11 protein-coding genes, 1 tRNA gene and 1 pseudogene are annotated in these 11,971 nt (G+C 63.9%); 6 read left to right on the top strand and 7 right to left on the bottom strand.

Features of this window, described 5'->3' with window-relative positions:
- Positions 1-7: 7 nt before the first annotated feature.
- Positions 8-643, bottom strand: coding sequence for a TetR family transcriptional regulator (locus tag IEX24_RS11100; RefSeq protein WP_188678278.1), 636 nt, complete (start codon positions 641-643; stop codon positions 8-10).
- Between the two features lie 46 nt (positions 644-689).
- Here IEX24_RS11100 and IEX24_RS11095 point away from each other — a divergent pair, with 46 nt between their 5' ends.
- On the top strand, positions 690-2,078 hold the full coding sequence (locus IEX24_RS11095; RefSeq protein WP_229715254.1) for a zinc-binding alcohol dehydrogenase family protein: 1,389 nt from the start codon (positions 690-692) through the stop codon (positions 2,076-2,078).
- A gap of 508 nt (positions 2,079-2,586) precedes the next feature.
- On the opposite strand, the pseudogene radA reads toward IEX24_RS11095, so the two are convergent.
- The 4 genes and pseudogenes from radA to mgrA all read right to left on the bottom strand — a co-directional run.
- A pseudogene (gene radA / locus IEX24_RS11090) lies at positions 2,587-3,912 on the bottom strand (DNA repair protein RadA); the annotation flags it as partial.
- A gap of 214 nt (positions 3,913-4,126) precedes the next feature.
- Positions 4,127-4,927 (bottom strand): hypothetical protein, encoded by an 801-nt coding sequence (locus tag IEX24_RS11085; protein ID WP_188678275.1) that lies wholly within the window; start codon positions 4,925-4,927, stop codon positions 4,127-4,129.
- 87 nt (positions 4,928-5,014) lie between these two features.
- Positions 5,015-5,962 (bottom strand): PIG-L family deacetylase, encoded by a 948-nt coding sequence (locus tag IEX24_RS11080; protein ID WP_188678274.1) that lies wholly within the window; start codon positions 5,960-5,962, stop codon positions 5,015-5,017.
- A 329-nt stretch (positions 5,963-6,291) separates the two neighbouring features.
- A complete protein-coding gene (mgrA, locus tag IEX24_RS11075) occupies positions 6,292-7,323 on the bottom strand; it encodes an L-glyceraldehyde 3-phosphate reductase (protein WP_188678273.1) in 1,032 nt (343 codons plus the stop codon).
- 138 nt (positions 7,324-7,461) lie between these two features.
- Here mgrA and IEX24_RS11070 point away from each other — a divergent pair.
- Positions 7,462-7,551: transfer RNA gene (locus IEX24_RS11070), tRNA-Ser, on the top strand.
- A 37-nt stretch (positions 7,552-7,588) separates the two neighbouring features.
- Here the strand turns inward: IEX24_RS11070 and IEX24_RS11065 are convergent.
- Complete coding sequence (locus tag IEX24_RS11065) at positions 7,589-8,722, bottom strand: site-specific integrase (RefSeq protein ID WP_188678272.1); 1,134 nt, start codon at positions 8,720-8,722, stop codon at positions 7,589-7,591.
- Between the two features lie 51 nt (positions 8,723-8,773).
- Positions 8,774-9,367, bottom strand: a complete 594-nt coding sequence (locus IEX24_RS11060) for a helix-turn-helix domain-containing protein (RefSeq protein ID WP_188678270.1) — start codon at positions 9,365-9,367, stop codon at positions 8,774-8,776.
- A gap of 101 nt (positions 9,368-9,468) precedes the next feature.
- Here IEX24_RS11060 and IEX24_RS11055 point away from each other — a divergent pair, with 101 nt between their 5' ends.
- From IEX24_RS11055 to IEX24_RS11040, 4 genes are all read left to right on the top strand, one after another.
- Entirely contained in the window at positions 9,469-9,675 is a 207-nt protein-coding gene (locus IEX24_RS11055; protein ID WP_188678268.1) for a helix-turn-helix transcriptional regulator, read from the top strand.
- 10 nt (positions 9,676-9,685) lie between these two features.
- Positions 9,686-10,084, top strand: coding sequence for a hypothetical protein (locus tag IEX24_RS11050; RefSeq protein ID WP_188678266.1), 399 nt, complete (start codon positions 9,686-9,688; stop codon positions 10,082-10,084).
- A gap of 520 nt (positions 10,085-10,604) precedes the next feature.
- Positions 10,605-11,282, top strand: coding sequence for a hypothetical protein (locus IEX24_RS11045; RefSeq protein ID WP_188678264.1), 678 nt, complete (start codon positions 10,605-10,607; stop codon positions 11,280-11,282).
- Between the two features lie 305 nt (positions 11,283-11,587).
- Positions 11,588-11,851, top strand: coding sequence for a hypothetical protein (locus IEX24_RS11040; RefSeq protein ID WP_188678262.1), 264 nt, complete (start codon positions 11,588-11,590; stop codon positions 11,849-11,851).
- The last annotated feature ends 120 nt before the right edge of the window (positions 11,852-11,971 follow it).

The following is an 11,971-nucleotide window of genomic DNA, read 5'->3' as shown; positions in this document are numbered from 1 at the left end:
TCAGCGGTCAGTCATGTTGCGCCGCGACGTCGGGTCGCGCTGTGCTGACGGGTGCGAGCTGTTCGGCCGGCCACGCCGGGTCGACCATGATGGTGTGCAAGGCGTCGAGGGTGTCATGGAGCAACTCGGGCAGCGGAGTCGCGCCCTTGGTCGCGAGCCAGCGTCCGATTGAGATGCCGAAAACGGTCACCGTGGTGTGTGCGACGAGCGCCGACGTGAGCGCGTCGACACCGCGGCGCTGAAATCCGGTGTTGATGGCGTCTGAAAGGGCGGCGAGCTTCTGCATTTCGCGGGCGCGCAGACTCTCGTCACGGTCGATCACGGCCTTGCGAGCGATGAACCGCTGCACGTCGCCCGCGAATTGAGCCTCCGCCACGGCTTCGAGACTGCCCTGGATCACCTGCAACGGGCCGAGCTCAGCTGGTGCTTCGGCAATGATTCGAGCGGCTAACCCTGGCATGTCGACGTCGTCGCCGAACAGCACCTCGCGTTTGTCAGAAAAGTAGCGAAAGAAGGTGCGTGTTGTAAGCCCCGCGCGCGCTGTTATCTGCGGAACCGTCGTCTCTGCAAAGCCTTGCTCCGAGAACAGCTCGAGGGCAGCGCTCTGGAGGCGTTGCCGCGCGTTGGGTTGCCATCTGCTCACGGTTCCATTCTAGTGATGACACAGCATGCCATGAGGTTGTAGTGTGATGACACACGATGACATCACCGCGAAGGTCACCGTCACCTCAACGCACCTCACCGCCACGCCAACGCCAGGGAGAACCGAAATGAACAGTGCCGTGAACCCGAGTCGCTCGAAAACCACACCGACGCCCGCCCCGTCGAACAGCGCGCTGCTGCTGGATGCTCGTTACGCTGACCTCGTCGTGCGCGCGGCCCCGTACACCGCGCCCGGCGCGCACGAAATCGTCATCCGCAATCGAGCCATAGCGGTCAATCCGCTCGACGAAATCAAGCAGTCGACCGGTGACCTCATGTATCGCTGGCTGCCGTACCCCGCCGTGCTCGGTGAAGATGTCGCGGGTGAGGTGGTCGAGGTAGGGAGCGCGGTGACCCGCTTTCAGCCGGGCGACCGCGCCATCGGCTACGCGGTCGGCATGGAGAAGGGTCGAAACCATCAGGCCGAGGGCGCCTTTCAGCTGTTCACGGTGGTGCAAGGGAATCTGGCGTCGCCGATTCCCGATGCCATGAGTTTCGAAGACGCGGTGGTGCTTCCGCTGGCGGTATCGACAGCAGCGTCTGCGCTCTTCGGACGCGATCAACTGGGGTTACGGCATCCGACCACACCGGCCGGCGCTGGCGCACAAGGTGATTCGACGGCACCGAACGGCGCGGGCGCGCACGGTGATTCAAGCGCGCAGGGCGACTCGCGCCAGTCGGCTGATTCGGGCACGCTGGGCGACGCGCGCCAGCCGGCCGACTCGGGCGCGCTGGCAGGCTCGCGCACCGAAACCGTCGTGGTGTGGGGCGGGTCGACCAGCGTCGGCAGCAACGCGATTCAGCTGGCGCGGGCGGCCGGCTACGCCGTGATCTCGACGGCCTCGCCCCGCAATCACGACTACGTTCTGGGCCTCGGCGCGGCGCGTGTCTTCGACTACGGGAGCCCGACCGTGGTGAAAGACATCATCGAGGCGATCGCCGGAGCCCCGGTCGCCGGGGTCTTCGCGGTAGGAACAGGTTCGGCCGAGCCCGCCGTGGCCATCGCGGCCGCAACCGGAGCGAAACGAGTGAGTTTGGCGACCCCGTCGGTCTCTCTGGCGCGACTCCCACGACGTGCGGGGCCAAGCCTCGAGCTGATGCGCGTCGGGCTCGGGATGCTCGCATCGAATGTTGCTCTGCAGGCGCGCAGCCGTTCGCGCGGCATCAAAGCGAATTACGTTTGGGGTAGCACGCTGATGAACGATGAGGTCGGGCCGATGTTGTGGCGCGACTTCTTACCTGCCGCTCTCGCCGACGGCCGGTTCGTCGCGGCGCCCCGCCCCCAGGTTGTCGGGTCGGGCCTCGAGCACGTTCAAGCTGCACTCGACCTTTTGCGGCAGGGTGTTTCGGCGCGCAAGCTGGTGGTCTTGCTGTAGCGAACGGCTCAGAATCGCCGAGTGGGAGGCGCGATTCCGGCCGACGCGCAGCAATGCTGGAGCCGCCCAACCGACGATCGGCCGAGGCAGAGGTCAGCGCCCCGTTCGCGCGGGCGTCGTTTCGGCCGACGCGAGTGAGGTGACGCGGCGCGGCGCGGCGGCGTTAGGCGCCGTCTCCGTTCGGCGTGTCGTCGTCGCGGAGCGGCCGCACCGGTCGGAGCGGCCTGACGGGGCGCATCGGCTCGGTCGAGTCGAAGGGCGCTGCGGCTTCTGCTGCGTCGTGAGGCCGAGACGCCGGTCGGCGCTGGCCGAGGGTGCCGCGCTCAGGCCCCGCAATGCCAGACCTGCCGCGACCCGAGCCGGTGAGCCCCGAGCCGGCGGGGTGGTTACCGTAGTCGCCTAATCCGATGGCGCCGGGCGAGTTGCGGCCCGCACGACCGGGCTCACCTCGGGTGGTGGCGCCTCCGGCCGAATCGGCGGCCGGAGGGCGGCCGCCGGCGGAGGCCGGTGCCGTGCCGAAGGCGCGGTGAAAGGCGGGCTTGATCTGCGATTCGCCTGGGCCGAGAACGTTCGCGAAGCCGAGGCGGCGAGCCTCCGTCGCGCGCAGAGCCGATGAGGTGACCTGGCGAACTTCGCCCGCCAGGCTGATTTCGCCGAACGCCACGAAACTGTTGGGCATGGGCCCGTCGCTCACGGCCGAAGCGATGGCCAGCGCGATAGCGAGGTCGGCGGCGGGCTCGACGAGTTTCACGCCGCCGACAGTCGACACGTAGACGTCTTTATCGCTCAGCCGCATCTTCAAACGGCGCTCGAGCACGGCGAGCAGCATCGAGACACGCGACGCATCGACCCCGTTGGTGACCCGCCGCGGGTTGGGGCCGGTGGCGGTGATGACCAGTGCCTGAATCTCGACCGGAAGCGCACGGCGGCCCTCGAGGGCGATGGTCACACAGGTTCCGGTGGAAGGTTCGACCGAGTTGCTGAGAAACAGGCCGCTGGGGTCGCTCACCTCTCGAATACCCTCGGAGGTCATTTCGAAACACCCTACCTCATCGGTGGGCCCGAAACGGTTCTTCAGCGTTCGTATGAAACGCAGTGCGGTTTGGCGATCACCCTCGAACTGGCACACGACGTCGACGAGGTGCTCGAGAACTCGCGGCCCCGCGATGGAGCCGTCTTTCGTGACGTGCCCCACGAGCAGCATGGGCAGTGACCGCTCTTTCGCGACGCGAATCAGGGCCGAGGCGACCGCGCGCACCTGCCCGGGGCTGCCGGCACCGCTGTCGAGCGCCGAGTTAGACACCGTCTGAACCGAGTCGACAATGACGAGGTGCGGCATGACCGCGTCGATCTGGCCCAGGATGGTCGCCAGGTCGGTCTCGGCGGCGAGCATCAGCGTGGGAGACAACGACTGGGTGCGGTCTGCGCGCATCTTGATCTGCCCGACCGACTCTTCGGCGCTGACGTAAAGCACCCGCAAGTGTTCTTGGGCTGCTCGCGCCGCGACCTCGAGCAGCAGCGTCGACTTGCCGACGCCCGGCTCGCCCGAGAGCAGAATGGTTGCGCCAGGCACCAAACCGCCGCCGAGAACGCGGTCGAATTCTGCGATGCCGGTGGCCCAATGCGTGGTCGCTTCGGTGTCGACTTCGGTGATGGGGCGAGCGATGCTGCCCTCGTCGACCTTGACCGCTTTGACCTGGCCGGCCATGGCGGCCGACTCGAGCGCCGAGACCACGGTGCCCCACGATTGGCACTCGCCGCAGCGCCCGGCCCAGCGCGGCGTGGTCCACCCGCATTCGGTGCACTTGAAGTTGCTGACAGGCTTAGTGGGCATGCCCTAACGATAGGGCGGGCCACCGACAGGGCTCCGGTGACGCCCCGAGGCTGGGGAGAGAAGTGTCCGGTTCGAAATTGTGAAGGAGTCGATCATCCACTCGCCGCCGCCGCCGCCGCAGCCGTCACCCACCCGCCGCCGCCACGCGCCCACCGAGGCAGCCGCACGAAACGTGCGAATGCGACCGGCTGAGCCTCGTCGCACTCAGCGAAACTCAGTCGTCAGAGTCAGATTCGGAGTCGTCGTCGAAAGCAACTGCACCCGCTGCGCGCTTGCCCTGAGACGCGAGAGTCGCGGCGCGCTCGGCGAGCCGACGCTGCATAGACGTTTGGGCGTCGTCGATGACCTGCTGCGGCAGCGGAGGGTTCGCGTCTTGCGGCTTGCCGTGGTACTTCTCGATGTACGCATCGAGTTCGGGCCCCGACGTGTACGACGTGATGAGGCAGTAGCGCGGCTCGGGGCCGACGTGCCACACCGCGTGCCAGAATCGCTGTGTGTCGACGATGAGCTGCGAACCTGCCGGCAGCGGAATGCGCACCTCGGTAGTGGGGTCGAACCGGTCTTCGCGAAGAATCAGCACCGAATCTTTGTCGTCTGAAAGGTTGAAGAAGCTGCGCACGATCCAGCCGGTGCCGTCGGGGTTCAGCCGGTTGTTGTCGTCTTGGTGCAGGTTGTAGATGGCGCTCGCGTAGTCGTTCGGCTGCAGTTCGATGACACGGCACCGGCCGATGTTGGTGCCGGGCTCTTCGGCGCGGGCCTTCAGAATGGGCGCTTTTTCGACGTTCTCTTGCACCCACACGCCATCTTTATCGGTGCGCGGGGGAGTGTGGTTCCAGAAACCGTTGCACTCCATCTCACCGAAAGCGCTGGCCAGGGGGGCAAAACGGGTGTCGCCAGACGACTTCCAGTCGACGTACTCGAGTTCGAGCCACTCTTTCGGGTCTCGAGCCTGCTCATACGTGTCGAGCACGACGTAACCTGTCTGCGCGAATGCGGCAGATCTGATGTAGGTCATTGGGGTGACTGTGCCCTTCTCTGAAGAGACCAAGCGCGTTGTGACGTGATCTAGTAAGGCGAGCCTAACACTCATGGTTTGCCGAACTCAGGGCGATTCGGCTGCCGGATGCCCGGGCTCGCTGTCCTCTGAACCTGCGTATAGCCGAAAGACTTCAGCGTCGCTCACCGCGTGCCGTTGGCCCCCCGAAAGCACGATCTCGTCGCCCTCGACGCTCAACTGGGTGCGGTGGGCCGCGAGTGCGCGAAACTTCGCGTCGCGGTACGGGCCGAGTGGCACGACGATGTCGGTGTCTTCGGCTTCTGCTGAGTCGGGAATGACGGTGTAGAGGTCGATTCGGGTTTCGTTCGGCAGGGCGAAGGGGGGCACGGCCGCCACGGCTGCCCCGACCGCCGCAGCTGCTTCGGCTGCCACCAATGCCAGGGCTGCCACCGATCCCAGGGCTGCCACCGCTGCCACGGCGGCCACGGCTGCGTCGTGCATGCGCACGTGATCGGGATGCCCGTACCCACCCCGCTCGTCATAGCTCACAATGACCTGCGGGCGTAGCTCCGCCACCACGGCCAGCACATCGGCCACGACCTCGTCGAACGGAGCCAGGCTCAAGGCGTCGGCCGGAGCATCCGCTGCCGCCTCGGCCATACCCGAAGGGGCCCATTGCATACCTGAGTCGAGGTAGCTGCGCGGGGCCAGGCCTTCGGCACGGGCATCCACTTCGCCCAAGAAACGGTGGTCGATCACGCCTAGCTCGCGCATCGCAGCGGCGAGCTCGAAGACCCGGGTTGCGGCGAGCTCGGGCGTGCCCTCGAGGTGTTTGAGTGGCCCGGGCACCACTTCGCCGCGCTCGCCGCGGGTGCCCGTGACGAGTACGACGCGCGCCCCGTCGGCGACCAGCCGGGCCATGAGGCCGCCGGTCGCGAGCGTTTCGTCGTCAGGGTGGGCGTGCAGCAGCAGCACGGTGGGCGCCGCGGCTGCGCCCGGAACGCTGCCGGGGGTGGCAGCACTGTCGCGGCGATCGAGCCCGGGAAAGACCATGGCTCCAGCCTATTCGGCTACGCCGAACGAAACTCCGGCTGATCGAGCACCCGCAACCACGACCCGTCGCCCTGCCGCAGAGCCACCGGGCGCCTGACCCGTCTTTCGACGGGCGAGCCACCGGCGCCCTGGCGCCTGACCCGCCTTTCGACGGAGATACGGCCATCCGCCGCAGCCCTGCCGACGGATGCCCGAATCTCCGTCGAAAGTCGACCCCGCGCGGGAGTTCGGTCGGAGCAGAGCGCGCATGCCCGCAATACGTCGACATGAGTGCTCTGCTCCGACCTAACTCCCGGGCGGGCCGGCCGGGCAAGCAGGCGGGCGGGCCGTCAGGCCCCCACGGCGCTCGAGTTCGCCCAGAGGTTGATGCCGGAGTCCTTCGCGAACTCGTCGATGGCGGCAAGCTCGGCGGCCTCGAACGCGAGATTCGAAGTCGCCGCGAGGTTGTCTTCTAGTTGGCGCACGCTCGAGGCTCCGATGAGCACTGACGTGACACGTGCATCCCGAAGCGCCCACGAAAGCGCGAGCTGCGCCAACGTCTGCCCGCGGCCGGCAGCGATATCGTTCAGCCCACGCACGCGAGCGAGCGTCTCGTCGCTGATGAAGCTCTGCTGCATCGAGCCGTTCTGCGCCGCCCGCGAATCGCTCGGAATGCCGTTCAAGTACCGGTCGGTGAGCAGACCCTGGGCGAGTGGCGAGAAGGCGATGCATCCCACCCCCAGCTCGTCGAGGGTATCGAGCAGACCGCTCTCGATCCAGCGATTGAACATCGAATACGAGGGCTGGTGGATGAGCAGGGGAGTGCCCAGATCGGCCAGAATACGAGCGGCCGCCACCGTGCGCTCCGGCGAGTAGCTCGAGATGCCGGCGTACAGCGCGCGGCCGCTCGTCACCGCGGTATGCAACGCGCCCATCGTCTCCTTGAGCGGAGTCTCGGGATCAGACCGGTGCGAGTAGAAGATGTCGACGTAGTCGAGACCCATGCGCCCAAGCGACTGGTCGAGGCTCGCGAGCAGGTATTTGCGCGAGCCGAAGTCGCCGTAAGGGCCCGGCCACATGTCGTACCCGGCCTTCGTCGAGATGACCAGCTCGTCGCGGTACGGCGCAAAGTCTTCAGCGAAAATGCGACCGAAGTTCGTCTCAGCACTGCCGTACGGCGGACCGTAGTTGTTCGCCAGGTCGATGTGCGTCACGCCCAGATCGAACGCCCGCCGCAGAATGGCGCGCTGCGTTTCGGTCGTGGTGGTATCGCCGAAATTCTGCCAGAGCCCGAGCGACACGGCGGGCAGTTTGAGCCCGCTTCGGCCCGTTCGGCGGTAGGGGAGTTTTTCGTAGCGGTCATCTGCAGCGGTGTAAGTCACCCTCGCAATTTTGGCACGTTGCCTCGTGCAGCGCTGCGGCTTGCGCTTTCGACTCGTCGGGCCCCGGATGCCCGGGTCACCTGACCCCGCCCCCACGCCGATTGGCGCCCTGCCCAAGCGTGCCGTAAAGTATCTCCCGGTACCGTGTCCGAGCGGCCGAAGGTGCAACTCTCGAAAAGTTGTGTGCTTGAAAGAGCACCGTGGGTTCAAATCCCACCGGTACCGCCACTCTCAAACCCCCTGCTTCCCTTTGGTTACAAGGAAGTCAGGGGGTTTTCCTTCTGTCCAGGACCTCGTTTGGACACATTTTGGACACACTTGATTTTGCCTTGGCCTCACCGAGGGCTAAAGCAACCGCATCAAGGTCATCGTCGAAGAGGTCTGCGTAAGTGTCGAGCGTCATGGCCGCCGAAGCGTGTCCGAGCATCCGCTGCACGGCTTTGACGTTTGCTCCTGAGCTGATCGCGAGGCTCGCCGCCGTGTGACGAAGATCGTGCACGGTTACCCGCTGGATATCGGGATCGACACTTTGCGCGGATCTCACGGCGGACGCGAACCATCCTCTTCTCGAGTCGGGAAGACGAACGTGGCCGCTTGGGCCCGAGAAGAGCAGTTCATCTTTCGACTTGCCAACGCATCGAGCGGCTAGCGCATCCGACAGGAATGGCGGATAGGGAACACTTCGGCTCGAATGGTTCTTCGGTGTTCCGATGACGATCGGACCACCGACCTGAACGGCATTCTCTGTGACGCTCACTCGACGGCGCATTGCGTCGAGGCTCCGGACTCGCAACGCCGTCGCTTCGCCCCACCTGAGACCGGTGTACGAAAGAAAGAGCACCAGATCTCCTTGATCGCCGGCCTGATCGGCCACAAGCTGAACCTGCCCGTGCGACAAATACACACGAGGCTTCGGAGTCTTGCGCGGCAGGTTCACACCGCGAGCCGGATTCGACATGACTCGGCGGTCCTTGACGGCGACATCGAGAATCGCGGCGAGGATCCCGTATGCGCGCAGAATTGTTGTTGCGCTTCGATCGACGCTCAGCTTGGATACCCAAGCTTGAACTTCACTGTGACGTATATCGCCGACGGAAATCGGTCCCCACGAAGGCTCCACGTGCAGTCTCCATGCGACCTCGACTGCGCGAAACGACGACGGTTTGAGCTGAGTCTGGTGCGTCATCCACGTTGCTCCGAGTTCGCCGATGGACGCCCGTGCCTCACTTGCATCAATGTAGGTCCCAGTGTCTTTAGCGGTCTCGACTTCGCGCAGAAATCGCTCGGCTTCCTTCTTCGTGATGAAACCGTTTTTGCGTGTCTGTGTGTGATCGGGCTTTCGGAATCGAACGCGATACCTCTTCCCCGAGGCCGATTCGTACGATTCGATTGTTCCCACGTCCTGCTCCTTTTACCGTCTAGCCGCGCGAGGCGCGATTCGAAACTTTTGCTATGCCCATCCGTCGAGGTCCCATCCCGCGGAGGTGAGGTAGGACTCGAGTTGGTCGATGCGGCGTTGTACGTTCGCGATTCGTTCGGGTGTGGACTCCCAGGTTTGTTGGTTCATCTGGTCCTCTGTCATGTTGTCTTCCTTCTCAATCTCCAAGATGGCGCTTAGGCGTCTTCGTTCCTGGAGCTGCTGATTTAGCTCGCGCATGGCTTGCAGCTCGGAGCGCTCGGCTCGTTCGTCTTTGGTTTTCCACCGGTATGCGCCATCCGGTGCTCCCGTGAGCCACGCGTCGAACTCGATCGTCGACATGCCCTGTAGATCGCTGCAGAGGTTGGGCACGTCGGGCCCACGCGAGGGCAAGCCGACCGGCGCGAGCAGGAATAGGGGTGGGACGCGGAGTGCGTGGGCGATGTTCAGGAGTTGGCTGACGGAGAGTTCGACTTTCCGGCCGGCTTCGATGTTCTGGATTACCGCTTCACTTATGGTCTCGACCGGGATCGCGTCGGCGAGGTCGCGGGCGGTGGTCATACCGCGTTGTTTCCGGGCCGCGGCAATGCGTTTGCCGATACTCAACTCAGTCCTAAAGTCTGCCATTTCGACAGCTTAGCAATCAGATGCTTGTCAAACCAGATCGGTAATCGTATTGTGATTCCAACAACACAAGTTGATCACAACCTCCGAAAGGACAAACTGACATGAATGACGAATTCATCAATCCCGCCACCCTCAGCCAACTCTGCGGCGTCAGCGTCCCGGGACTTGCGCAACTCCGCTACCGGGGACTCGGTCCCAGGTTCTACAAGCCGACACCTAAGACGGTGCTGTACAAGATGTCTGAGGCGCTGGAGTGGATCGAGTCCTCCGCGCAGACCCGAACCGGTACCCGGTCGCGCGCCTACTGAGACGGTGGGGTTGTACGCGGCAAAGAACGCCGTACTCGTCGCCGCAGAACTGCAGCTCGGGTCGAACGCCGCACGGCTGCTGCTGCACATGGCACTGGAATGCTGGGACGACCACGACAACCCTGCCGGCGCATTGCCACGGCGGTACTTCGGCGGCCGGGAAATGTCCGCCATCGCCCTCGGCTTCCTTGCACCCGAGAACGGCTCAAATCGTGCCTTCCAGGTCGTGAACCGCACCATGCGGGAGCTGCTTGGCAAGGGTGCCATTCGGCGCGTGCGGCCGGGGCGCAGCGGTCAGCGGGCCGAGTTCGAACTACTCCTCGACAGCAGCCGGCCACCCACCATGAAGCGGCGGCTCAACCCGGTCGTGAACCTGACCGAGCGGCGGGATCAGGGTGTCACTTTCTGACCACCTCAGAGTGTCACTCAGTGACCACCCCAGGGTGTCACTAACTGGATGAAAAGGGGGTCAGCCAGTGACCCCCCTAACAGGAAGAACCAGTACAGAACAAAACCAGAACAGTACGCGCAAGCCGACAAGCGCGCCTGTGGATAACTCGGAGAGAGTGCCGGAGCTGACTCCAGCGGGCAGCCATGAATCTGATGACCGAGGGATCGGTGAACCTTCGCGCCTACTTCCGTTGACCCGGCCCAAGGCTGGCCGTAGCAATGGCCGGGGTGAGGCCTGTTTTTCCCTGTCCCACTGCCCTTCCCGCACGAGGCGCGCTTCCCAACCTCCCGCACCCACCACTGCGTTATTGGTGAGGGAGGTTGGGAAGTAAAGAAAGAACAGTGGGACAGGGAAAAACAGAAAACAACAGAGAGTGAAAGGTGAGGGGAAGGAAGAAAAGACATGAAAGACACAGAAGTAAACGGGACGAATAGGCGGGGATCGGTGAACAATTTCGGACAGATGCGGGTGGTGTGACATGGTGCAGATCACGATGCGTGACGAACGCATGTTGGACTGGCTGGCCATCGTCAGAATCGCGGACATCGAAGCCATCCGGTGGGCCCTCGGTGCGTACCTCGGAACCGGTCAACCCGTTGCCGTTAGAAGAGCGAACCACTGGGTCAATCGTCTTATGCAGGCAGGCCTTCTCGACCGGGCCCGGCCAACATTTCGCGACTCATCGATCGTCTGGGCAACCCATCAAGCCATCGGCAAACCCGCCCCGAACCTGTTCCGACAGACCACCCGGCACGAGGTAGCCGTCGCCCTCATATCGGCCCGCTACCTCGCCGCAGGTTTCACCTGGAACCGTGACCGGAAACCGTCAGGAATGCTCGAGCACCAAGCCGATGGCGTCGCTCAGAAAGGCGACCACATCGAGCTCATCGAGGTCGAGCTCACACCGAAGACCTGGCAACGATACAAGCAAATATTCGACAACCACACCTACCGACTCGACCGCGAAAACATCACACAAATCTCGTACTATTGCACCGCAGAAGCCGCCAGGATCGTGAACCGCGAAGCCGACAAATACATCTTTCGAACACAACGCCATCGTCTACGAGCCGAATCAGCGTACGACGTTCGCGGGCACTGGACTGCCCTGAACCACATCAAAGTCGATCAGTCTCAAGACTTATCCGAAGGATGACGAACCGATGAAGACGGCGAAACATGCGCGGCGAATTCAGACCCGGCGCGCTCCGGAGCATTCCCTTTGAGAGACCTCGAGCGGTCCGGTCACTATCCAATAGTTACCGAGCTGTAGGGGTCGGAAATCGCAGTGATGGCGGCCGTTACGAGAGAGGGCTTTTCCTCGCTCGCGAGTCGGCGTATCGTGCAATTTCATAAAAAAGGGGGACCGCTTGCCAGTGCCCAGCAGGGCATGTCGCGCAACTCAAGGCATATGACGCCGGTGCCCCGATCGATCGGAGGACAATACGAATCGTCTGGGCTGTGGAGGCAGTGCTCGCCGCAATATTCGCCGTAATCGTTGTTCTGGCCGCTGCCTACCGACTCTTGCCGGGCATGCTCGGACCCGCGCTCATTCTGACTTGGCTGCTTGCCGCTATCTGGCTGTGTGAGTTGGCTCGACGCCGACCGTACCCGACCCGGCCGGCAAAGGTGGCGGCCTTCGCTGCTGTCTCGGTGTTTCTTATCGGTTACCTCTTAGTGGTTCTGGTAGCAATGGGCGTCATTGATTTACACAGCACTGTCTAGCCCCGGGTTTGGTGGGGGCTCTAGTTGACCCGTTCTCTCGGTCGAGGGACGGGGGTTTGTGAGTAGTAGGCGTTCTCTTTCTCGATGGGTGGGATGTGGCCGAGCTCGCCGTGCAAGCGG

The organism is Subtercola lobariae (genome assembly GCF_014640255.1).
GTDB lineage: Bacteria > Actinomycetota > Actinomycetes > Actinomycetales > Microbacteriaceae > Subtercola > Subtercola lobariae.
The sequence above is the reverse complement of the archived record's forward strand: the minus strand, read 5'-3'. Positions and strand labels throughout refer to the sequence as shown.

Bases quoted from the DNA above. Each gene is read 5' to 3' on its own strand.
- IEX24_RS11095 (WP_229715254.1), top strand. From the start codon at position 690: ATGACACACGATGACATCACCGCGAAGGTCACCGTCACCTCAACGCAC.
- IEX24_RS11085 (WP_188678275.1), bottom strand. From the start codon at position 4,927: ATGACCTACATCAGATCTGCCGCATTCGCGCAGACAGGTTACGTCGTG.
- IEX24_RS11080 (WP_188678274.1), bottom strand. From the start codon at position 5,962: ATGGTCTTTCCCGGGCTCGATCGCCGCGACAGTGCTGCCACCCCCGGC.
- IEX24_RS11060 (WP_188678270.1), bottom strand. From the start codon at position 9,367: ATGGCAGACTTTAGGACTGAGTTGAGTATCGGCAAACGCATTGCCGCG.
- IEX24_RS11055 (WP_188678268.1), top strand. From the start codon at position 9,469: ATGAATGACGAATTCATCAATCCCGCCACCCTCAGCCAACTCTGCGGC.
- IEX24_RS11045 (WP_188678264.1), top strand. From the start codon at position 10,605: ATGGTGCAGATCACGATGCGTGACGAACGCATGTTGGACTGGCTGGCC.